Below are 20,905 nucleotides of genomic sequence, written 5' to 3'. Positions count from 1 at the left end.
GCTCGCCGGATACGGTGAGCGGCCCCCGCACTGTTTGGCATCGGGACCCCGCGAGGCCACGCCGTCGCCCCCAACCGATCACCACGACGCGCGTCACGCCATCGCAACACCGTGCGATCCACCGGAGACGTCATGACCAAGACGCCCCACGGCGGCCCAGGTGACGGCCCAGGCGGCAGAGCCGCGCCCACCCTGGAGGCCAGCGCCACGAACGCCGCCGCGCCCCCCGACCCGACCGACTCCCCGACCCCCACCCCACCATCGGGCCCGGCTGCCTCCGCCGATCCCGCATCCGTTCCCCCACCCACGCACAGGCCGGCGTCCGTCGTTTGCCCACCTGCGCCCGGGGCCTCACCTGTCGTTTTCCCGGCCGCCCTTGGGCCCGTGTCCGCCTTGCCTGCGGCCAGCAGGACGCGGGTGGTTGCCGCCACCGGGGCGCCGCCCATGACACGAGTGCACGCCACCACGTCGCGCCCGGCCCCCGTCGAACCGACCGCACCCACCGGACCAACGGCTCCCATCACCAGACCCACCGCACCCACCGCACCCACCGCATCCACCGCATCAGCCGCGCACACTGGACCAGCCACGCCCAGCGGGCCGAACGCCGATAGTGCAGCGAACGCGGACAGTGAGCCGACCCCACCCACCGGACCGATCGCGCCCGGCGGCTGCGACAGCGGCGCCGCTCACGCCCCGCGCTTCACCCACGCCACCGCCGCAACATCGTTCGCCACCGTCTTCCGGGAGGCGCTGCGCCAGCGCGGCCTCCCGCTGGAGCGGGTCAGGGAACGGCTTGAAGCCCGTGGCATACGGATCAGCCTGGCCACCCTCAGCTACTGGCAGCGCGGCCGAAGCCAGCCGGAACGGGTCCAGTCGCTACTCGCCGTGGACGAGTTGGAGAACATCCTCGCGCTGCCCGTAGGCGCCCTGCGCTGCCTGCTCGGCCCGCACCGGCCGCGTGGCCGAGCGGTCAACGAAACACAGGACCTGACCGCATCGCAACGGATCTTCGGCGAGAACTCGACCGTCGAACAGGCGCTGGGCGCGGCGTTCGCGCACTTCAACGAGGACGTCAGCTCTCTCGTCATCCGCGAGACGGTGCGCCTGGACGAGCATCGATGCATACGCAACACGGCCGTGCACCAGGTGCTGCGCGCCACTCGCGCCGGCGCCAGCCGCGTCACGGTCGTGCACTGCATCGACGACACCGCGGCCGAGTCGATCGACGTGGTCGTGCGGTGCGGCAAGCCCGGCACCATACGCTTCCTGCCCGAGCTCCGCAGCATCGTGATAGAGATCCTCTTCGGCCGGGAACTGGCCAAGAACGAGACCGTGGTGGTCGATTACGAGATCTCGCTCGGCCGGAGCCAGCTGGTCTCCACCCACCACGAGCGCCGTACCCGGGTCAACCTGCGCGAGTACCTGCTCCATGTGTACTTCCACCCGGACGCCCTACCGGTGAGTTGTCACCGCTATTACCGCGAGCATCTCGGGGCGGAGCAGCGGTACAGCCGGCGGATAGCGATCGATGTGTCCCACACGGCCCATATGCTCCCTATTCGCTGCCCTGCGGGCATCCACGGCATGTCGTGGGAGTGGCCCGACGACTGACGAGTCGGGCTCCGCGGTGTCGGCAACCGCGCCCCGCTGTCCTTGGCAGGCCCTGACCCGCTGTTCTCAGTAGGCCCTGGCCCGCTCTCCTTGGTAGGCCCCGTGCGTCCGAGGAGGGCGGCCAACCACGCGGGCCGCGCCGTCCTTGCGAGGAGGGCGGCCAGCCGCCGAGGCGGGGCCCCTGCCCGTGGTCACAACGATCGGGACACTTCCACCCACCGGGTGAGCACATCGCGAGCGGTCCCGTCGTCGATGGCGTCGGCAGCCCGCGCCACCGCCTGGTCCCACCCCTCGCACCGGCCCGTGATCCGCAAGGCCGCCGCGGTGTTGAGCAGGACGACGTCACGGCGCGGGCCCTGCTCCCCGGCCAGCACCCCGCGCACCATTGCCGTAGCGGACAGAGCGGACCCGCGGCGGACGGGCCCCACCCCGCAAAGGCGAGCGGCCAGACGTCACGCGCCACCAGGGGGACAGACGGCGCACCCCGCGAGCGGGACACACGCCACACCCCGCAAAAAACGGCCCACCCGACAAAAGAGGAGCCGACAAGACAAGGGGTCGGCACCCGGCCGTCACCGCGCTGCGCGTCCGGACACACACCGCCGATACGGACGGGTTGCCGCCCCAGGGTGAGCGGCTCCGCGGTGCCGACTTCGCCCTGCACTTGAGGATCTGCGCTGGCCATCTCCAAGTCAATCCACGGGTTTTCTTCCAACTCTCCAAGCTCTGGCTTGGCCATCGCCTCTCATCTAGCGTGACCGGATGACCCTCGATGATCTCCGCGCCTTCGTCGCGGTCTGCGATGCGGGCAGCCTCAGCGCCGTGGCCCGCGATCTGTCCTGCACCCAGTCCGCCGTAAGCCAGCGGGTGCGCCGTCTGGAGCGGGAGTTGGGCCTGCCGCTGTTGGAGCGCCAGCCGCGCGGGGTCGCTCCAACCCAGGCCGGACGGCTGCTGCGACGCGCCGCGGGCGACGGGATCGGCACGCTCGACCTGGTCGTACGGCAGTTGCACGAGATACGCGACGGCGCGGCAGGAACGGTACGCATCACCACGGGCGCCATCTCCGTACGCCACTTCATGTCACAGGCCGTCGTCGCCTTCCGAACCCGGCATCCGCAGGTCGGCCTGGAGTTCCAGACCTCCCATTCGGGACGCGGCTGCCTCGATGCGCTGGCCGCCGACACCGCCGACCTGGCCTGGATCACCATCGGCCCCTCGGCACGCGGCGTAGCGCAGCGCACCGTCGTCCATCTGCCGTGGGTACTCGCCGTACGCTCCAACGATCCACTAGCCACCCGCGCGACCATCCACCGCGACGACCTGGCCGACATCCGACACATCCGGCTCCCCGAGAACTCCACCTCGCGCCGCTCCCTGGACGGCCACTTCGCCCAGCACGGCACCGAACCGGACGCCTCCACCAGCGTCGCCGATTGGGACACCGCGATGCTGCTCGCCGAACTCGGCCTCGGCCACGCGATCGTCCCCGCCCTCCCCGGCTGGCGCGCCGCCGAACACCCGGGGCTACGTCTCATCCCCATCCCCGACCTGCCCCCACTCGCCACCGGCTGGGCGGTCCGCCGCTGGGAAACCCTCAGCCCAGCCGCCCTGGCCTTCGCCGACGCGGTAGCCGAAAGCCTGACCCCACCCACGCTCACCCCACACATCCCGGGCCGGGGACCGGTTCGCGAACCGGAAGCGGTCACACCACCGGCCACCCAAGCGACCAACTGACGTTCGTGTGCGCCCAGTTGACCCGTACTCATCGACACCCAACCGCCGACCCAAGCCATCGCCGACCAGCCGCAGAAAGGCTCCGGTACGTGAGCACAGCTCCGGTACGTGAGCACACCCACTTAACTGCGGGCGGCCCCGGCGGACAAGCTCGCCGAGGGCGGCGCACTCACCGACGCCACGTGGCGCGCTGCCGCCGAGGCGATCCCTCGGGAGGGTTTCACGGGCCCCATGTCAACCAGCTGCCCGGCAGTGCCCCAAAAGCCCGCCCACTGAAGACGTTTGGTCGCGCGCGTTCCGTGTACCAAATCCAATCTTTCCGCAAGGCTTAAGGCATCTAGGGGTTGCACCTCTCAGGGACGTAGGCAGGGCGACGAAGGCGGTTGGAACGGTGAGCGCAGACAGCACAACAACGGAACCGGTAGTGCCCATGCCGGAACTCGAACCCGTGGCGCACCCCGACTGCCGGGTGTGCTTCGCGGCGGACCGCGGCCGGACGGCTGCCAGAACACAACAGGCGGCCGGAAGGGTGAGCGACTTCAACCAGATGATCACCGAGCACCCACACCCCGACAACCAGAGCGGCGAGGGCGACCCGGGCTGAGCAGCACCGGCCGATCACCGGGCCGGGCACCCATCCCCTCCGGTGACGGCGTCACCTCAGCGTTCCCTGTCGTGGACACGTAGTGCCCATCACGTCGTACGGGCCTGCCCAGGGCGTCAACGCAGTTGTAGGATGACCCGGTAACCCCATCTAGCAGCGCCCCGTACAACCACCTCAAGCCCACCCCACGCCTCCCCCAAGCTCGCCCGCCTCCGCGCCCCCCACACGCACAGCGCCCCGACCCACGCCCGTACTCACCACGCACGGCACCCCCGACCCACACCCACGCACCCACGCACCCACGCCCACGCACAGCACCCCGAACCACATCCGTACGCACCAGCACAGGAGAGCGAAGGCCATGACACTGCGGGCAGCGGGGCGGCAGTCCCTGGTGGATACCGTCGTGGAGCAGCTACGAGCGCAGTTGGCCGGTGGCGAGTGGCAGGTGGGGGACCGCGTGCCGACCGAGCACGCGCTCGCCGAGCAGCTCCAGGTCGGTCGGAACACCGTTCGTGAGGCGGTACGCGTCCTCGTTCACGCCGGAATGCTCCAGTCCAGGCAGGGCGAAGGCACCTTCGTCGTGTCCACCACCGATCCGGCCGCAGTGCTGCGCGGCATCCAGCGCGCGGGAATCCGCGACGTCCTGGAGCTCCGCATCGCCCTGGAGGCCGAAGGCGCCCGGCTCGCCGCGCTGCGGCATCAGCCCGCCGATTTGGAGCGGATGCTCGGCGCGCTCGCCGCGCAGGCCGAGCTGGTGGGCGCGCAGGGCCAGCCGCCGTACGACAACCTGGAGCTGTACGCGGATCACGACGTCGAATTCCATACCGCCGTGGTGGACGCGGCGCACAACTCCGCGCTCAGCGCCACATACGGCTGGTTCAGCAGCTCCGTACGCGAGGCCCTGGTCACCGCGCACGGCGACCAGGACATGCCGCACATCGACCCTGTAGACCATCAGGCGCTGGTCGATGCGATCGCCTCCGGCGACCCGGATGCCGCGGAAGGCGCGGCCCGAGCGCTGCTCGATGTGCCAAAACGGGCAGTAGACGCGCTGCTCGCCCCGGGCGCGTAACCCCGCCGCACACCCCCGAAACTCCACCCCGTAACACGCGCCAAAAACCCACCTGGCACATCCCCCGGCGCCCACCTGGCACACCCCCCGGCGAATTCAGCCCAGCCCGCCCCAGCCCCAGCCCACCCCAGCCCAACGAAAGGTATGCCGCCTATGTCCGGGCCCAACACCACGCCCGATGCACGACTCATCGACGCGGAAGAGGACCTGGTCCCCGCCCCACCGGTGGCCGTCGCGCGCCGCACGCTGCGCGCGCACCCCGCTCTGCTCCTCGTCGGCATCGTCCTCGCCTCGCTCAACATGCGCGCGGCGCTGGCCGCGGTCTCCCCACTGCTCAGCGAGATCAGCGACGACTTCGGCCTCGCGGCCACCGCGACCAGCCTGGTCACCACCATTCCGCTGATCTTCATGGGGCTGGCATCGCCGCTGGCACCGAAGCTGGCTCGCCGGTTCGGTACGGAAACCGCGCTGCTCGGCGCGTTGGTGCTGCTCTGCGGCGGCATCCTGCTGCGCGTCGCGCCGCCGGTGGTCACGCTCTTCGTCGGCAGTGCCTTCGTCGGTACGGCGATAGCCCTGCTCAACGTGTTGATGCCGGGCCTGGTCAAACGGGACTTCCCGGACCGTGCGGCGGCCATGACCGCCCTCTACTCCACCTCGATGATCATCGGCGCGACCACAGCCGCCGCCGCAGCCGTCCCCCTGGAGAACGCGCTCGGCAGCTGGCGCGGCTCGCTCGCCTCCTGGGCCCTGCTCGCCGCCTTTGCCGCGCTGCTCTGGGTTCCGCAGGCCGTCATCTCCCGCCGCGGCACCCAGCACGGCCAGCCGGCCGCCACCCCGGCCCACCCCACCACCGGCGCGAACACCACCACCGACGGCACCGGCACCACCGGCACCACCACAACAACCGACACCGCCGCCGACTCATCTCGGCGCCTCTCCCGCACCCCGCTCGCCTGGCAGATCACCCTGTTCATGGGGTCGCAGTCACTCGTCGCGTACGTCGTGATCGCCTGGCTGCCCACGGTCTTCACCGACCACGGCATGAGCAAGTCCACGGCCGGGCTCGTCTTCGCGTACAGCACCCTGCTCCAGGGCGTTGGCTCGTTCGTCGTGCCGCTGCTCGCCGGGCGGATGCCCCGCCAGCGGATGCTCGCCGTCACCGTCGCCACCCTGATGGCCAGCGGAGTCGTCGGCCTGCTGATCGCGCCCGTGGGCGGCGCCTGGTTGTGGGCCACGCTGCTCGGCATCGGCCAGGGTGGTGCGCTCGGGCTCGCGCTGACCATGATGGTGCTGCGCGCACGGGACGCCCATACCGCGGCGCGCCTGTCCGGCATGGCCCAAACCTGGGGTTATCTGCTCGCCGCCGCGGGCCCGCTCGCGCTCGGCGCGGTGCACCAGGTCACCGATGGCTGGACGCTGCCGCTGCTTCTGCTCCTCGGCGTCTGCGTGGGCCTGGCCGCCCTCGGCCTCGGCGCGGGCCGCAACCTGAAGGTGTGAGCAGCACGAGGCCCGAGCCGCTCAGGGCCCGAGCGGCCCAAGCCCTGAGCGGCACAAGCCCTGAGCACGCCATCGCGCCCGCCGACGCCGCTACGCCAGCCCCTCGCACTCCACCTCGTACAGGGACCGCGCATCGACGTCGTAGATGAACCCCCGCACCGCGTCCTTGTGCGGCACGAACGGGTTCACCAGAACCCGAAGTACGGACTGCCGTACGTCCTCCTCAAGCCGCTCGAACCCCTCGACGGCCCACGGCGGCCGAATGCCCGTCTCGTCCTGGATCTCCCGCTTGAACGCGTCATCGGACAGGCCGAGCATCCCGCACTTGGTGTGGTGGATCAGCATCACCTCGCGCGTCTGCAACTCGCGCTGGCTGACGACGAGCGAACGAATCGCGTCATCAGTGACGGCGCCCCCGGCATTGCGGATGACGTGCGCCTCTCCCACCTTGAGGCCGAGCATCGCGTAGATGTCCATCCGCGCGTCCATGCAGGCGATGACGGCGAGGCGCTTGGACGGGGGCTCGGTGGCGTACGCGTCGCTGGCGGTGGCCGCGTAGGTCTCGCTGTTGGCCAGGTAGACATCGGTGACGGACACGGGGAGCTCACTTTCTGTAGCCGACACGATCTGTAGCCGGCACCCCGCACCGTAGAAAGTCCGCAGCCCGTACGGAACGCGCGCGCCGGCGCATACACGCGCGCGAAGTACCGCAAGACGGCGCGAACGGCGCATTCAGCCCAACCGCCCACCCGGCACCGGCACCGCGACCCAACCAGCCCCCCGCCCCCGTCAGCCCCAGCCAGCAATCAGCAACCAGCAACCGAGCAACTTCGCGTACGGGCAGGCCCCCGCGTGCGCGCCGGGGCGCGCGCACGGGGGCCGGCGGTTCACTTCACCTCGTTGAGCCTGCCCGTCGCCACGTCGAAGACGAACCCGCGCAGGGCATCCGTATGCGGCACGAACGGGCTGGCCTTGATACGCCGTACCGACTGCCGCACATCCGCCTCCACGTCACCGAACGCCTCAGCGGCCCACGGCGGCCGGATGCCCGTCTCCTCCTCGATCTGCTGCCGGAAGGCATCGTCGGAGAAGGTGAGCATCCCGCAGTCGGTGTGGTGGATGAGGATGATCTCCCGGGTGCCCAACAGGCGCTGGCTGATGGCGAGTGACCGGATCTCGTTCTCGGTGATCGCGCCCCCGGCGTTGCGGATCACATGCGCCTCGCCCTCTTGGAGTCCCAGCGCCGCGTAGACGTTGAGCCGTGCGTCCATGCACGCCACCACCGCGACATGGCGCGCCGGAGGCAGCGGGAGGGGGCCGCTGAACGAGTCCGCGTAGGTCGCGTTGTGAGCCAGGTACTCATCGGTGACGGACATGGGACGCCCACTTTCTGTAACCACCACACGGCCACTTCCTGTAACCGCCCCAGCACGGTATGGCCGCCCGAAACCGGACGGAAGGCGACCGGCCCTGCCCACACACGCCTGTATCACCCCCGCAACAAACACGGGCCGCACCGGAGTTGAGCAGACCCCGCAGCACGCGTCCGCAGGGCCGCCCGTCACCGCGCCCGCCGCCCGTCACCCCGCAGGTGCGTGGTCTCCCGTACGGGCGAGCGCCGTACCCAGCCGCAACTGCCCCTTGAGGCCGTTCACACCGAGATACGCCTCCACCTCCTCCGGCGGCGCACACCGCGCAAGCGGCGCGAGCCCGACCACGACCGCCACCGGTACGCCGCCGCCCACCTGCTCGGCCCACCACGCACCGACCTTCACCTCCATCAAGTAGTCAGCCCCCGGCACCTCCAAGGCCACCCGCGTATCGCCGATCACCGTCACCCGTTTCCCGAGGTACGGAAGCTCAGCCGCCGGTTCCACGAGCCCCAGCGCGTCCGCGAGTCGCAGCAAAGGCGGGCCGCTCGCCTCAGGCCGGGCCAGCAACAGGAACGCCAGCGGCCCCGCCCCCGTCTCCTCCACCCACGACCACGCCCCCACCGACTCGATCAGCGCCGCCGTCACGGGCCGCCGCCCCGCGCTCATCCGGCCACCTCCCGCAGCACTGCCCAGACCTCTTTGCCGGTCTCCGTCGCCTCCGTGCCCCACCGTTCGGCGAGCGCACCGACCAACAGCACCCCGCGCCCGCTCTCCACCCACAACTCGGCCCCCTCGACGGCCACCGGCCGGGAGTTCGACCGGTCGCTTACGGACAGCCGCACACCGTCCGGCAGGTTGCGCAGCGTCAACTCGCACTCGGGCGGATCGACATGCTCATGCACATTGGCCACCAGCTCCGTTACGCAGTAGGCCGCCGCCTCCACCAGCTCATCTCCCCACCCCCACAGCCGCAGGTGCGCTCGTACGATCCGGCGTACGCCTGCGAGGTGTTGAGGCTCCGCGCGCAACCTCTGCTGATACGTGTGGGGCCAGCGAGGCGGTCTGTCCACCACGAGGGGTGGCGAATTTCGGTTCATGCCCCCAACGCTCTCGACCCGTGGTTAGCCTGACCAGGCCATACGACCCCACACGGAGGGTGCGGGGTGCCTTACGGTGCGTGTGCGCACCGTGATGAGAGCGGAGGCCACAATGTCGGACCGAGCCAGCTCCCCTCAGATGAAGATGTTCGGCGCGGTAGTCCGCGCGCTACGCGAGGAGAAAAACGTCTCCCGCGAAGACCTCGCCGTCCACGTCGGCTACTCCCAGTCCATGGTCTGCGCTGTCGAGTACGGCGAACGCCTGGCGAGCGAGGCGTTCGTGACGAAGGCGGGCCAACTACTCAAGGCGACCAAGACACTTGAGGCGGCCGTCCCGTTCCTGTCATGGGACAAGCACCCGTGGTGGTTCGGCGAGTACGTGGACCGGGAGAAGGAGGCGGTGTGCCTGTACTGCTACGACTCGCACGTCATCAAAGGGCTGCTACAGACCGAGGCGTACATGCGGGCCATTTTCAATTCGCATTGCCCTGCGCTGGACGACGAGGGGGTCGAGAGCCTCGTACAGGCGAGGCTCGAACGGCAAGTGCTGCTCACTCGCGCCCCGGCGGCCGACCTAGCCTTGGTCATCGAGGAGTCGGCGCTGCGACGCCCCATCGGGGGCAGGGCCGTACACAAGGAGCAGTTGGGCCGCATCCTGGACCTCACATCCCAGCGCAACATCTCCCTTCAAGTCATGCCGACTTCCTATGAGGGGCATTCCGGTCTCGATGGCTCGATGACACTGCTCCAGTCCCCCAACCAACGCTGGCTCGTCTACCTCGAAGTGCAGGCCAAGAGCATGGTGATTGACGACCCGCGAGAGGTGGCGGAGTTCCAGTCCCGTTATGGGATGATCCGAACGCAAGCTCTCCCCCCGGGAGAATCCGTCAAGTTGATTGAGCAGATGGCAGGGGAGCTATGAGCAGCAGCGAACTCCGCTGGTTCAAGTCCAGCTACAGCGGCAGTGCGGGCGGCGACTGCGTCGAGGTAGCCATGGAGTGGACGAAGTCCAGCTACAGCGGTGCCGAAGGCGGCGAATGCGTCGAGGTAGCCGCGTGCCCGGGAACGGTCCACGTCCGCGACTCCAAGGACAAGACCGGCCCCGCCCTCACCTTCACCGCCGAGGAATGGACCCACTTCCTCACCTTCGCCGACACCACCGGCACCACCACCTGACGTAACACCCGAACGGCGCCGGGGCCACGAGCCACCGGCGCCGCTCATGCTCGCGCCGATGCCCCCGTAACAGGCGGCATCCGGCGCGGTGCGATGCACAGCCCCCGCAGGCACGGGACGACGCGCTCGGCACCAGTCTCGGTACGCCACGGGGAGACTCCGTACGTTCCACCGAGCAACGGTCAGGAGAGCGCCATGAACAGCAGCACCGCACTCCACTGGTTCACGTCCAGCTACAGCGGCGGCGCGGGCGGCCAGTGCGTCGAAGTCGCCCGGGAATGGACCAAGTCCAGCTACAGCGGAGCCGAGGGCGGCGACTGCGTGGAGGTCGCCACAAGCTGGCACGCGTCCACACACAGCGGAGCCGAAGGCGGCGAGTGCGTAGAGGTAGCCGCCACCTGGCACACCTCATCCCACAGCGGCGGTGCGGGCGGCGAATGCGTCGAGGTAGCCGCGTGCCCCGAAGTCGTCCACGTCCGCGACTCCAAGAACAAGACCGGCCCCACGCTCAGCTTCACCGCCGAGGCATGGACCCACTTCCTCACCTTCGCCCGCGCGGCCGACGCCGCCGCTTGAGCCCATCGCGGCACACCTGGCGCCAGTCCGAACGACGCCCAACCAGCACGCCATCGGTGGATGCGCTACAGCTCGACGAAGACCCGCCATCTCGATCGATAAGGAGATGCGCCACCATGCGTTTGCATTTCACGCTTCTCGCAAAACCGGCCTTAGCGACGCTCCTCGCCATCGGCCTCGCCACTGGTTGCAGTTGGGTCGAGACCACCCCCGAAAGCAATTCAGACTTCCAGGAACGCCTCCCCGCCGACCCGGACAAGGCGCGGTCGAAGAAGAACGCTCTTGACTTCCGCGCCTGGGTCAGCGCCCATGGAACGCCACCGCAGAGGGAAGCCGCGACCCACGTGCAACGCATAATCGGGGAATGGGACGCACAGACCGGCAGGGCTTACATCTCCACTGACATCAACGGGGGAATCAAGCCAGTAGAAGACAGCATGGCTGCCGCCATGGCCCTCGCCGCTGCTTTCGACCATTGGAAGACCTCGAAGCAGAGCAGTGTTTCAGTGTACGACGTAATGGGAAACGCTCTGATTGCCAATTACGAATTCTGACGAGGCTCACCTCATGGCACGTTTTCAGCGTTGCCTCCCCCTGGCGTAGGCAGCTACCAGCCACGACGGCATGACCTGTTCGCCGACGAGAGCAAGGCGACCAACTGCCGCCGAGGCGGCAGCACCTGACGCGCCGCCGGGGGTTCCACGACGTGTCGGTCCCCCGTCGAAGATCGCGGGGCGCTGAGCCGGCACGGTTTCGGGGACGGCGCCTGCCCCCTCCTGAAGAGGCGCCCCGCGCCCGTTTCCCTTCGACCGGGAGGGCCGCAGCCGGACCCGACGGGCCGGGGCGCCCACCCGGCCCGAATCAGCCGGACTGGTTGTTCTCCTTCATCGAACCCCAGCCGTGCCAGCGGTCCACCGTGATCCAGGCACTCACGCGGGGGCGTTCGCGGTCCGGGTACTGCTGTCCGAGGTAGTGCTGGGCGAGCCGGTCGATGTCCGACAGGTTGTCGTCCGCTCGGATCTCCTCGACCCGGCCGATGATGCTCAGGTGCGTGTACCAGCTCTCCTGGTCGAGCGCGGTGAGCGTCACACGCGGATCGTTGCGGATGTGGGTCAGCCGCTTGCGGCCCTCGTCCATGTTGACCAGCACGCGGCCGTCATCCCACAGATACCAGGTGGCCGTTGACACCGGCTGCCCGTCCGAGCGGAGCGTGGTGATGACAGCGGGGTTCGGCTTGGACAGCATGGCGACTGCCGCCTCGGTGAGCGGTGGCTTCGACACGTGACTCCTTCTGGATGCGGGTGCGGTTCATTCACGCGGCCGGGTGCTGGCCCAGCTTTTCGTCATCTGGTATCGCACAGGGGCGCGCGGCCAGCCTGGCACACGCCCCTCCTGTCACGTGCGGGAAGACACGTGATGGAGAGCTTCCGCTTGCGGTTCGCCGCAGTGGCCCAGAAACATTCGCCGCGGCCGTACGCGCCTACGCCCCGGCCCGCCACGCACCCCACCCAGCCCAGCCCGCCCGACACCAGCCCGTCACGCCGCCCGGTGTATCTCGACCCCCTCCGGCAGCCCGAAGCACCTCAGCAGGTCCGAGTACCAGCCGTCTCGGAACGCCGCTTCGACGCGGCGCGCATCGGCCCGGCTCAGTCCGGCCTCCGATGCCCAGACGAGGGCGTCGGCCACGGCCTGGCCCCGGCGGTAATCGGGCGGCAGCATCGCGTACTCCCTGGCCGCTTCCTCGGAGAAGACGCCCTTCCAACATCGACCCGATGGCGTCGCCGCGTGGGCCACCGCGCAGTCCTCGTCCACCACGTGCACCGCCAACGCGGGCGCGCCGGTCGCCGCGGCGACCTCCACGACCGATGGGCTCGGCCGCGCCCCCGGTCTCTCATCGAGCCATATCTCGCGCCAGTCCCCCCGGACGTACTCCCCCAGCACCGTGCGCCCATGGGCGGCGACGGCAGGTTCTTTCTTCAGCGTGTCATCGCCTTTGGCGACGATGATCCATCCCCAGTACCCCATGCCAGGAACGCTACTCGCCACCTCTGACACAACCCCCTGCAAGAACCCCAGTTCGAACGGTCAAGAACTGTTCAACATTCGGCCTGCGGTAGGAAATGGAGACGTTTCGGTCACCGTCAGGCGATGCTCAGGTGACTGTGGGGTGTCCTCAACGGGCCATGGCACTCTCACAACAGAGCGCCCGCACAACAGAGCGCCCGCACAGCAGAGCGTCCGCACAGCAGAGCGCCCGCACAGCAGAGCGCCCGGACACCGGAGCGCCCGCGCCACCGACATCCCAGGCTCCCGCCCGACAGCCGGCGACGCACGCAAAGTGGCTCGTACGGCAGCGCCACTCCGCTCCCGTACGGGCCACACACACGCTGTATCCACGCTCACGCTCGCGTCCGCGCCGGCCGGTCGCCGTACGGCCGTATCCGCCGCGCCGCGCCGCGCGCTTACTCCTCGCCCGCGAGTGTGAGGCTGCGCAGCTTCTGGCCCGCGTACCAGGTGGCCGCGACCGTGACGCCGACCAGCAGCACCACGGCGACGGGCAGGCCGACGTCCGAGGTGATCAGATCGCCCTGGCCGATCTTCTCGGCGGCGGCCAGGGCCCACTGCTGGACGCTCAGTTGGCGAGCGCCGGAGACGTACGTGCCGAACACGGACTCCCAGACCAGCGCGTACACCAGGCCCGCGACCACCGCGTGCCGGGTGATGGTGCCGAGCAGCAGGAAGATCGCGCTGTAGGCGATGGATGCCATGGCGGCGGCCGAGGTGTAGGCGCCGGCTATGCCCTGGCTGTTGCCGTTCAGGATCAGGCCGGCTATCAGCGTGGGGATGGCCGAGAAGGCCATCGTGACGCCGACCGCGACGAACAGCTTGGTGACGATGATCGTCGGCCGCTTCACCGGCTTGGCCAGCAGATAGACCACCGAACCGTCGTCGATCTCGGGGCCGATGGCGCCGGTGCCCGCGATGACGCCGATCAACGGGACCATCACGGACAGCGCGAAGCCGCCCAAGATGCTGTCGGCCGTCTCATCGTCGGCGCCGGTCATGAGCCGAATCGCGATCGAGATGACGATCAACAGCGCGGGCAACGTGCAAAGGATCAGCGCGCGGCGCCGGCCGAGCAGCGCCCGGTAGGTGAGCCGGGCGACCGTGGGGTTGTACATCGCTGAGGGCTCCTTGCGTTATGCCGCGACGAGGTAGGAGAAGACGCTCTCCAGGGACTCGTCCGAGGGCGAGACCGTGAGGAGCGTGATGCCGTGCTCGCGGGCGACGCGCGGCAGGAGGGTGGTGAACCGGTTGAAGTCGATGGCCTGGATACGCAGCGCGCCCTCGGCCGTGTCCACCTCGATGCCCGCTGTGGAGGCGTCCGCGATGAGCGCGGCGGCCAATGTGCGGTCGTCGCTGGAGCGTACGAGATAGCGGTGCGGGCGGTCGGTCATCAGGCGGCGGATCTTGCGGAAATCACCCGACGCGGCATGGCGCCCGGCCACGATCACCTCGATGTGCGCGGCCAGTTGCTCGACCTCTTCGAGAATGTGTGAGGAGAACAGCACGGTGCGGCCCTCGGCACCCATCTGCCGCAGCAAATCCATGAGTTGCATGCGCTGGCGCGGGTCCATGCCGTTGAACGGCTCGTCGAGCAGCAGCACCGACGGCTCGTGGACCAGCGCGGACGCCATCTTCACGCGCTGCCGCATGCCCTTGCTGTACGTGGAGATCTTGCGGCTCGCCGCGTACTCCATCTCCACCGTGGCCAACGCCCGCTGCGCGGCGGCCCGCGGCTTGGCCAGACCGTGCAGCTCCGCGTTGGCCAGCACGAATTCCTGCCCGGTGAGGAAGTCGTACATCGACTCGCGCTCGGGCACGATGCCGATGTGCCGGTAGCTCTGCTCATTGCGCCAGATCGTCGTGCCGTCGAGGGTGACGGAACCCGTCGATGGCGCGAGGAAGCCGGCCATCATGTTGATCAGGGTGGACTTTCCGGCCCCGTTGGGACCGAGCAGGCCGGTCACGCCCGGGCTGATCGTCATCGTCACGTCGTTGACGGCGACGACATTGCCGAACCAGCGGGAGACGTTGTCGATGGTGAGTGTGCTCATGGGCGCGGCCCATTCCTTCGGGAGGTGGTGGCGGCGAGCGATGGCCGGGAAGGGGAAGCCGTGGGCCGGCCTTGCGGGGTCACAGTCCGACCTTCCGGTAGCGGCGGATCAGCAGCGCGTACGAGCCGGCCACCAGGGCCGCGAGCACCAGCAGGTACACGATGCCGGTGCTGGCGTCGGGGCCGTACTGACCGGGTGCGGCGGAGGTCGCGCCGAGGAAGGCGGAGCCGATGCCGTCGATGAGCGTGATCGGCGAGAACAGGCCGAGCCACTCGATCGAGCCGGTGCTGGCCTGCTCGTCGGCGATGGCCTGCATGGTGCTGACGGCACCGTAGGAGATGGTCAGTACGGCGATGACGGCGGCGACGCCGAAGCCGCGGCGCGGGGTGAGCGCGGCGATCACCAGGCCGATTCCCGAGAAGAGCAGCGAGAGCAGAGCGACGGACACCATTCCCTGTGCGAACCCCTTCGTCTGGTCCACGAAGTCGAGCTTCCCGAGCAGCGCCCCCACGTACAGGATCGCCACGGGCACGGCGGTGAGCATGAACACGGCCGATGCCATCGCGGCGAACTTCGCCGCCACATAGTCCGCCGTCTCGATCGGCCGCGAGAAGTACAGCGGCACGGTCTTGAACCGCAGGTCGCGCGAGACGGACTGAGGTGCTTGCGAGGCGACGAACAGCCCGATGACGGCCTGCAAGATGATCGCGTACCGGGTGTACTCGACCGGCAGTTCGTCGGTATCGGTGGCCACGGCGACCGCCACGAGAATCCCTGCGGGCAGGCACATCACGGCAAGGAGCAGCATCGGCAGCACCTTGGACTTGGCGGAACGGCCGAGTCCGTAGGCGCCGCGCAGGCTCTGCGAGAAGAGGGAGCGGCGAGCGTAGGCGCGGCCGAGGCGCGGCCCGTCGTAGTGCCGGTAGCCGATGTTGTGGATGACATCGGCTGGGGCGGCGCCGGGCGGGGCCTGCTGCACGCTCGCGGGCTGCCCGGTGTGTGACGTACCGGTGCGCGTCTTAAACGACATCGCCGCTGCCTCCTTCCTGGGGTTGGTGCTGGTGCTGAACTTGGGGCTGGGGCTGGCTGGTGGGGTCGGGCGGCGGGGCGGCCTCGTTCGGCTGCCCGGGATCGTTGCGGAAGACCTCCGCTATGCGATGCCTGCGTTGTTCCATCCGCACCAGGCCGAGGCCGAGGCCGGCGACCGCATCGCGCACCGTGTCGTACGTGGGGTCGCCGGTGACCTCCACGAACAGCACCCGGCCCGAGGCCGGCGAACCGTCCGCCTCACGCTCCGCGGTGGCAACCGCGAGCCCGGCCTTCTCCAGCGTCTCGCGCAGCGCCGCCGTACCGTCCGCATACGCGTCGCTGTCCGTGACCTCAACCGCGATCGAGGCCGTGGCCTGCGTGAAGTCGTCGGTGGAGGAGGAGCGCAGCAGCGCACCGCCGTCGATGACGACCACATGGTCGCAGGTGCGCTCCAACTCACCGAGCAGATGCGAGGTGACCAGGACGGAGATGCCGAAGTCGGTGTGCACCCGGCGGATGAGGCCGAGCATTTCGTCTCGGCCGACCGGGTCGAGGCCGTTGGTCGGCTCGTCAAGCAGGACGAGTTGAGGGTCGTGGACGAGCGCCTGGGCGAGCTTGACCCGCTGCTTCATGCCGGTTGAGTAGCCGCCGATGGGGCGGTACCGCTCCTCGTACAGGCCGACGTGGCGCAGCGTGTCCGCGGTGCGCTCACGGGCGGCGGACGGCGGCAGCCCGGACATCCGCGCCATATGCACGACGAACTCCGTCGCCGACACATCGGGCGGCAGGCAGTCGTGCTCCGGCATGTATCCGACCCGCTCTCGGATCGCTCCGCCCTCGGTGGCGACATCGAGGCCGAGAACGGCGGCCTTCCCCTCACTGGCAGGGGAAAGCCCGAGCAGGATCTTGATCAGCGTGGACTTGCCGGCGCCGTTGGCGCCCACAAGGCCGGTCACGCCCGGGGCGATATCGAGAGAGAGCCGGTCCAGCGCGGTCACCCGGGGGAACCGCTTGCTCAGACCTTCGGTAGCGATCACAGTCACGTCTTCGACCGTAGTGCCGCCCATCCATCCCGGCCTCAGTCCAGATGGCTGGATCGCCCTACGACTGGAGTCGTAGATGCCCGTAGGGGTGAGGGGCCGATCGGGGGTGGTCGCGGTTGTCTTTCGTCGCTTCCGCCCCTATGGCCAGCGCAAACGCATTTCGCTGCCCGGTAGGGGCAGCCCGGTCCCAAGGGAGGAGACGGCTGATCTTCGGCCGCGGGAATCGGGATTCATTGGAGGATGAGGACGGGGCGTGGCGGGGTGGCGGGGGCCGCGGGGTGGCTGGGGTAAGCGCGCGGGGTGGCGGGATGAGGGGGTGGCGGGGTGGTGGAGGTAAGCACGCGGGGTGGCGGGGGTTGCGGCCATGAAGTGGCGAGGAACGTGGTGGCGAGCCGGGGAGCCGAGGGCCGCCGAAAAGGGGCATTCGGGCCGGCAGCACGGGCCGACTTGCCAGGCCAGAGTGGTGTTACCCACGGTTTTCCACAGGCTTGCTGGAGCTATTGACGTAACCGCCAGGCATTGTCACATTCATCAGTGTCAAGTTGCGGGGCCGGGTTAGGGACGTCCTCCGCGCCTTCAGGCGGACTGCTGCCCCGGTTTCCGGGCGCCGAGGGATCGCCGGGCAGGTCGCGGGGGCCTCATTACTCAGGGACGGACGGGGTGCCATGACAACAACTGTGGACGATCGACTCAGCGTGCGGACCGGCGGTCTCCCGCCCGAGCTGCGCGGATTTCGCGAAGTGCAGCGGCTCAGTTACGAGTGCGCGGAGGCCGTCGCCGCGCAGTTGCGGCCCGGAGTGACCGAGCGCGAAGCGGCGCGTATGCAGCGGGAGTGGCTGCGCGAGCGCGGCGTACGCGACTGGTTCCATCTGCCCTTCGCCTGGTTCGGCGACCGCACGGCCTTCACCAACTTCCGCATACCGCTCCAGTTCTTCCCCACGAACCGGAAGCTGGAGCCGGGCATGCCGTTCATCCTCGACATGGCACCCGTCTACCAGGGCTATACGGCGGATATCGGCTATTCCGGTTGCCTTGGCCCGAGCCCGCTGCACGACAAGTTGCTCGCCGACCTGGAGGCGCACCGCGACTTGCTGCTGCGCGAGGTGCGCGAGCGGCGCTCCCTGCGCGAGATATACGAGGACGTGGAACGGCTCATGGTGCGCCAGGGGTACGCGAATCGGCATCGCGCCTACCCGTTCGGCGTCATCGCGCACAAGGTGGACCGGGTCAAGGAGCGCCGCTGGTCACCGACCGCGTTCGGATTCGGCACGCAGAGCCTCAAGGGCTTGGCCAGCGATGCGTTGCACGGCCACCGTGAGGGCTGGTCTCCGCTGTGGAGCCCGTACCGCTTCTCCGACCACCCCCCGCAGCCGGGCCTGTGGGCCGTGGAGCCGCACCTCGGGTTCCGGGGCATGGGCGCGAAGTTCGAGGAGATCTTGGTCGTCACCGACTCCAAGGACCCGGAGCACAGCGCGTTTTGGCTGGACAACGACCTGCCGCATGTGCGGCGCTGGGCGGAGGAGAAAGCCGCGTGAGCACACGGAACACGGGTGCGGGCAGCGAGCAGACGGACATGGGCGAGCAAGCCGAGACGGACGAGCGACCTGCCCCGGATGGACGGGTCCAAGCGGACGGACGAGCCGAGACGGACGAGCGGCCTGCCCCGGATGGACGGGTCCAAGCGGACGGACGAGCCGAGACGGATGAGCGAGCCGAGACGGACGAGCAAGCCGAGACGGATGGGCGGGCTGAGACGGATGGACGGGCTGACGCGGTCGGGGCGGTAGCGACCAGGACCGTGGAACCGAGTGGGATTGACGTAGGGCCTGACGAGCCGGAAGAAACAGGCGAGTTCGTGGGCGCAACCAGGGTGGAGGGAATCGCAGTGGCAACGAGCACGGGGTGGGCGGGCACGGAGACGGCGGGTGCGCTGGCCGGGGCGACCGAGCGCTGGATCGGCACCGGCGGGGTGCAGCTGTGCGTGGCCGAGTTGGGCGACCGCGCACAGCCCACCGTCGTGCTGGTGCACGGCTTCCCGGACAGCAAAGAGGTGTGGAGCGAGGTCGCCAAGCGACTCGCCGACCGGTTCCACGTCGTGCTGTACGACCTGCGCGGTTGCGGCCAGTCCAGTGCGCCCAAACCGCTGCGCGGGGGCTACACACTGGAGAAGCTGACGGACGACTTCCTCGCGGTCGCGGACGCGGTCAGCCCGGACCGCCCGGTACACCTCGTCGGCCACGACTGGGGCTCGGTACAGGGGTGGGAGTTCGCCACCGTCAAGCGCACCGAGGGCCGGATCGCCTCCTTCACCACCATGTCGGGGCCGTGCCTTGATCACCTGGGCATGTGGTTGCGCAAGCGGGCCGTGCGGCCAACACCGCGCCGCGTCGGGCAACTCTTCGGCCAGGGCATCAAATCCTGGTATGTGTACGCGTTCCACACCCCGGTGTTGCCCGAGGCGATGTGGCGCGGACCGCTCGCCAAAGCCTGGCCAAAGCTCCTGGAGCGGGTCGAGAAGACGCCGGGTCGCGGCGAGCCCGGCGGGGACTACCCAACGCCGTCACTGCCAACGGACGGCGCCCACGGCGTATGGATGTACCGGGACAATGTGCGCTCCCGGCTGCGCCGCCCGCGTACCGATGCCTACGCCCATGTGCCGGTCCAGCTCATCCACCCCACCGGCGACATCTTCGTATCGGAGCAAGTCTTCGATGAACTGGAGCTGTGGGCACCGCAGTTGACGCGGCGCAGCCTCGCCGCCAAGCACTGGGCGCCGCGTACGCGCCCAGATCAGATCTCCGCCTGGATCGCCGAGTTCGTGACCACGGTCGATGAGGGCGCGGCCCCCAAGGAACCGCGCGCCACCAGCCCGTACGCGGCGCGGTTCGGCGGTCAGCTCGTCCTGGTGACGGGCGCGGCCAGCGGCATCGGCCGGGCCACCGCATTCGCCTTCGCCGAGGCGGGCGCGCGGGTGGTCGCCGTGGACCGGGACACCGAGGGGGCGGCCCGCACCGCCGAAATGGCCCGCCTCATCGGCGCCCCGCAGGCGTGGGGAGAAACGGTGGACGTCTCCGACGAGCAAGCGATGGACAAGCTGGCGCACAAGGTCGCCGCCGAGTACGGCGTGGTGGATGTCCTGGTCAACAATGCCGGAATCGGCGTATCCGGCGCATTCATGGACACCAGCTCCGAGGACTGGCAGCGGGTCCTCGACGTCAACCTGTGGGGCGTCATCCACGGCTGCCGCACCTTCGGCAAGCAGATGGCTGAGCGCGGCCAGGGCGGCCACATCGTCAACACGGCATCAGCCGCCGCCTTCCAGCCCACCCGGATGCTGCCCGCCTACGCCACGTCCAAGGCCGCGGTGTTGATGCTCAGCGAGTGCTTGCGCGCGGAACTGGCATGCAAGGACATCGGCGTATCGGCCATCTGCCCGGGCATCGTCAACACCAACATCACCACGACGACCCGCTTCGTCGGCGTGGACCAGCAGGAGGAACAGCGCCGCCGAACCCGAAGCACCCGGCTCTACGGCAAGCGCAACTACCCGCCGGAAAAAGTCGCGGACGCCATCCTGCGCGCCGTGGTCCGCAACCAGGCCGTAGTGCCCGTAACACCAGAGGCCCGCGGCGCCCACCTAATGTCGCGCTTCACCCCAAAGGCACTACGCGCACTGGCCAGGCTCGACCCCAAGATGTAGCGCCATGCTCGTGGCGAATGCGGCGTCCCGCTGCTTGGTGGCCGCGCGGGCTGCGGGTAGCGGGAAGCGGCGCGCCAGGCCCGCCCTGCCGGCCGTTGGCAGCCGTGCCGGCCCCCGTGCCGGCCCCGGGCAGGCGACACCTCGGGCCGCCGCGCCCGAGCAGGAGCGGAGCAGCGGACGCCACTGGCCGGACCGCGCAGAGCAGAAAGGACGAGCGTTGACGGAGCCACCCCCCGAACCGGTCACACCCCCGACACCGGCCACATCCT

22 protein-coding genes are annotated in these 20,905 nt (G+C 69.4%); 11 read left to right on the top strand and 11 right to left on the bottom strand.

The window, feature by feature from the left end; all coding sequences use genetic code 11:
* Window positions 1-444 precede the first annotated feature (444 nt).
* Complete coding sequence (locus tag FHS42_RS06025) at window positions 445-1,614, top strand: XRE family transcriptional regulator (protein ID WP_246494222.1); 1,170 nt, start codon at window positions 445-447, stop codon at window positions 1,612-1,614.
* 191 nt (window positions 1,615-1,805) lie between these two features.
* On the opposite strand, the gene FHS42_RS06020 is transcribed toward FHS42_RS06025, so the two are convergent.
* Entirely contained in the window at window positions 1,806-2,042 is a 237-nt protein-coding gene (locus FHS42_RS06020; protein ID WP_312866736.1) for a hypothetical protein, read from the bottom strand.
* Window positions 2,043-2,376: 334 nt separating this feature from the next.
* On the opposite strand from FHS42_RS06020, the gene FHS42_RS06015 reads away from it, so the two are divergent.
* From FHS42_RS06015 to FHS42_RS06000, 4 genes are all read left to right on the top strand, one after another.
* Window positions 2,377-3,348, top strand: a complete 972-nt coding sequence (locus FHS42_RS06015) for a LysR family transcriptional regulator (RefSeq protein WP_184569453.1) — start codon at window positions 2,377-2,379, stop codon at window positions 3,346-3,348.
* A gap of 391 nt (window positions 3,349-3,739) precedes the next feature.
* Window positions 3,740-3,952 carry a hypothetical protein gene (locus tag FHS42_RS06010; protein ID WP_184569452.1) on the top strand — a complete coding sequence of 71 codons (213 nt, stop codon included), beginning with the start codon at window positions 3,740-3,742 and terminating at the stop codon, window positions 3,950-3,952.
* A 361-nt stretch (window positions 3,953-4,313) separates the two neighbouring features.
* A complete protein-coding gene (locus tag FHS42_RS06005; protein ID WP_184569451.1) occupies window positions 4,314-5,027 on the top strand; it encodes a FadR/GntR family transcriptional regulator in 714 nt (237 codons plus the stop codon).
* Between the two features lie 153 nt (window positions 5,028-5,180).
* Window positions 5,181-6,524 carry a CynX/NimT family MFS transporter gene (locus FHS42_RS06000; RefSeq protein ID WP_184569450.1) on the top strand — a complete coding sequence of 448 codons (1,344 nt, stop codon included), beginning with the start codon at window positions 5,181-5,183 and terminating at the stop codon, window positions 6,522-6,524.
* A gap of 90 nt (window positions 6,525-6,614) precedes the next feature.
* Here FHS42_RS06000 and FHS42_RS05995 read toward each other — a convergent pair whose 3' ends face one another.
* From FHS42_RS05995 to FHS42_RS05980, 4 genes are all read right to left on the bottom strand, one after another.
* Complete coding sequence (locus FHS42_RS05995) at window positions 6,615-7,121, bottom strand: beta-class carbonic anhydrase (protein ID WP_184569449.1); 507 nt, start codon at window positions 7,119-7,121, stop codon at window positions 6,615-6,617.
* A gap of 290 nt (window positions 7,122-7,411) precedes the next feature.
* Window positions 7,412-7,900 (bottom strand): beta-class carbonic anhydrase, encoded by a 489-nt coding sequence (locus FHS42_RS05990; protein WP_184569448.1) that lies wholly within the window; start codon window positions 7,898-7,900, stop codon window positions 7,412-7,414.
* Window positions 7,901-8,104: 204 nt separating this feature from the next.
* Entirely contained in the window at window positions 8,105-8,563 is a 459-nt protein-coding gene (locus tag FHS42_RS05985; protein WP_184569447.1) for a hypothetical protein, read from the bottom strand.
* A complete protein-coding gene (locus tag FHS42_RS05980; RefSeq protein ID WP_184569446.1) occupies window positions 8,560-8,994 on the bottom strand; it encodes an ATP-binding protein in 435 nt (144 codons plus the stop codon). Before FHS42_RS05980 ends, FHS42_RS05985 begins: the two co-directional genes overlap by 4 nt.
* Window positions 8,995-9,106: 112 nt before the next feature.
* On the opposite strand from FHS42_RS05980, the gene FHS42_RS05975 reads away from it, so the two are divergent.
* From FHS42_RS05975 to FHS42_RS05960, 4 genes are all read left to right on the top strand, one after another.
* Window positions 9,107-9,916 (top strand): helix-turn-helix domain-containing protein, encoded by an 810-nt coding sequence (locus tag FHS42_RS05975; RefSeq protein ID WP_246494221.1) that lies wholly within the window; start codon window positions 9,107-9,109, stop codon window positions 9,914-9,916.
* Window positions 9,913-10,170: a DUF397 domain-containing protein gene (locus tag FHS42_RS05970; protein ID WP_184569445.1), complete on the top strand. Its 258-nt coding sequence runs from the start codon at window positions 9,913-9,915 to the stop codon at window positions 10,168-10,170. The genes FHS42_RS05975 and FHS42_RS05970 overlap by 4 nt, the downstream gene beginning before the upstream one ends.
* Window positions 10,171-10,365: 195 nt before the next feature.
* Window positions 10,366-10,746, top strand: a complete 381-nt coding sequence (locus FHS42_RS05965) for a DUF397 domain-containing protein (protein WP_184569444.1) — start codon at window positions 10,366-10,368, stop codon at window positions 10,744-10,746.
* A 116-nt stretch (window positions 10,747-10,862) separates the two neighbouring features.
* Window positions 10,863-11,300 (top strand): hypothetical protein, encoded by a 438-nt coding sequence (locus FHS42_RS05960; protein WP_184569443.1) that lies wholly within the window; start codon window positions 10,863-10,865, stop codon window positions 11,298-11,300.
* 307 nt (window positions 11,301-11,607) lie between these two features.
* On the opposite strand, the gene FHS42_RS05955 is transcribed toward FHS42_RS05960, so the two are convergent.
* The 6 genes from FHS42_RS05955 to FHS42_RS05930 form a co-directional block, all read right to left on the bottom strand.
* A complete protein-coding gene (locus tag FHS42_RS05955) occupies window positions 11,608-12,027 on the bottom strand; it encodes a PPOX class F420-dependent oxidoreductase (RefSeq protein ID WP_184569442.1) in 420 nt (139 codons plus the stop codon).
* A 255-nt stretch (window positions 12,028-12,282) separates the two neighbouring features.
* Window positions 12,283-12,771, bottom strand: a complete 489-nt coding sequence (locus FHS42_RS05950) for a hypothetical protein (protein ID WP_184569441.1) — start codon at window positions 12,769-12,771, stop codon at window positions 12,283-12,285.
* A 437-nt stretch (window positions 12,772-13,208) separates the two neighbouring features.
* Window positions 13,209-13,928, bottom strand: a complete 720-nt coding sequence (locus tag FHS42_RS05945) for an ABC transporter permease (protein WP_184569440.1) — start codon at window positions 13,926-13,928, stop codon at window positions 13,209-13,211.
* Window positions 13,929-13,946: 18 nt separating this feature from the next.
* A complete protein-coding gene (locus FHS42_RS05940) occupies window positions 13,947-14,864 on the bottom strand; it encodes an ABC transporter ATP-binding protein (protein ID WP_184569439.1) in 918 nt (305 codons plus the stop codon).
* A gap of 79 nt (window positions 14,865-14,943) precedes the next feature.
* A complete protein-coding gene (locus FHS42_RS05935) occupies window positions 14,944-15,894 on the bottom strand; it encodes an ABC transporter permease subunit (protein ID WP_184569438.1) in 951 nt (316 codons plus the stop codon).
* Window positions 15,884-16,960: an ABC transporter ATP-binding protein gene (locus FHS42_RS05930; RefSeq protein ID WP_184569437.1), complete on the bottom strand. Its 1,077-nt coding sequence runs from the start codon at window positions 16,958-16,960 to the stop codon at window positions 15,884-15,886. The genes FHS42_RS05935 and FHS42_RS05930 overlap by 11 nt, the downstream gene beginning before the upstream one ends.
* 641 nt (window positions 16,961-17,601) lie before the next feature.
* Here FHS42_RS05930 and FHS42_RS05925 point away from each other — a divergent pair.
* Window positions 17,602-18,471 (top strand): M24 family metallopeptidase, encoded by an 870-nt coding sequence (locus FHS42_RS05925; RefSeq protein WP_184569436.1) that lies wholly within the window; start codon window positions 17,602-17,604, stop codon window positions 18,469-18,471.
* Window positions 18,468-20,636, top strand: a complete 2,169-nt coding sequence (locus FHS42_RS05920; RefSeq protein WP_312866735.1) for an SDR family oxidoreductase — start codon at window positions 18,468-18,470, stop codon at window positions 20,634-20,636. Before FHS42_RS05925 ends, FHS42_RS05920 begins: the two co-directional genes overlap by 4 nt.
* Window positions 20,637-20,905 lie beyond the last annotated feature (269 nt).

Origin of the sequence: Streptomyces zagrosensis (assembly GCF_014203645.1) — a bacterium.
In the GTDB taxonomy this organism is placed as follows: Bacteria; Actinomycetota; Actinomycetes; order Streptomycetales; family Streptomycetaceae; genus Streptomyces; species Streptomyces zagrosensis.
Note: the sequence above shows the minus strand (reverse complement) of the source record. Positions and strands in the feature narration are given on the sequence as shown.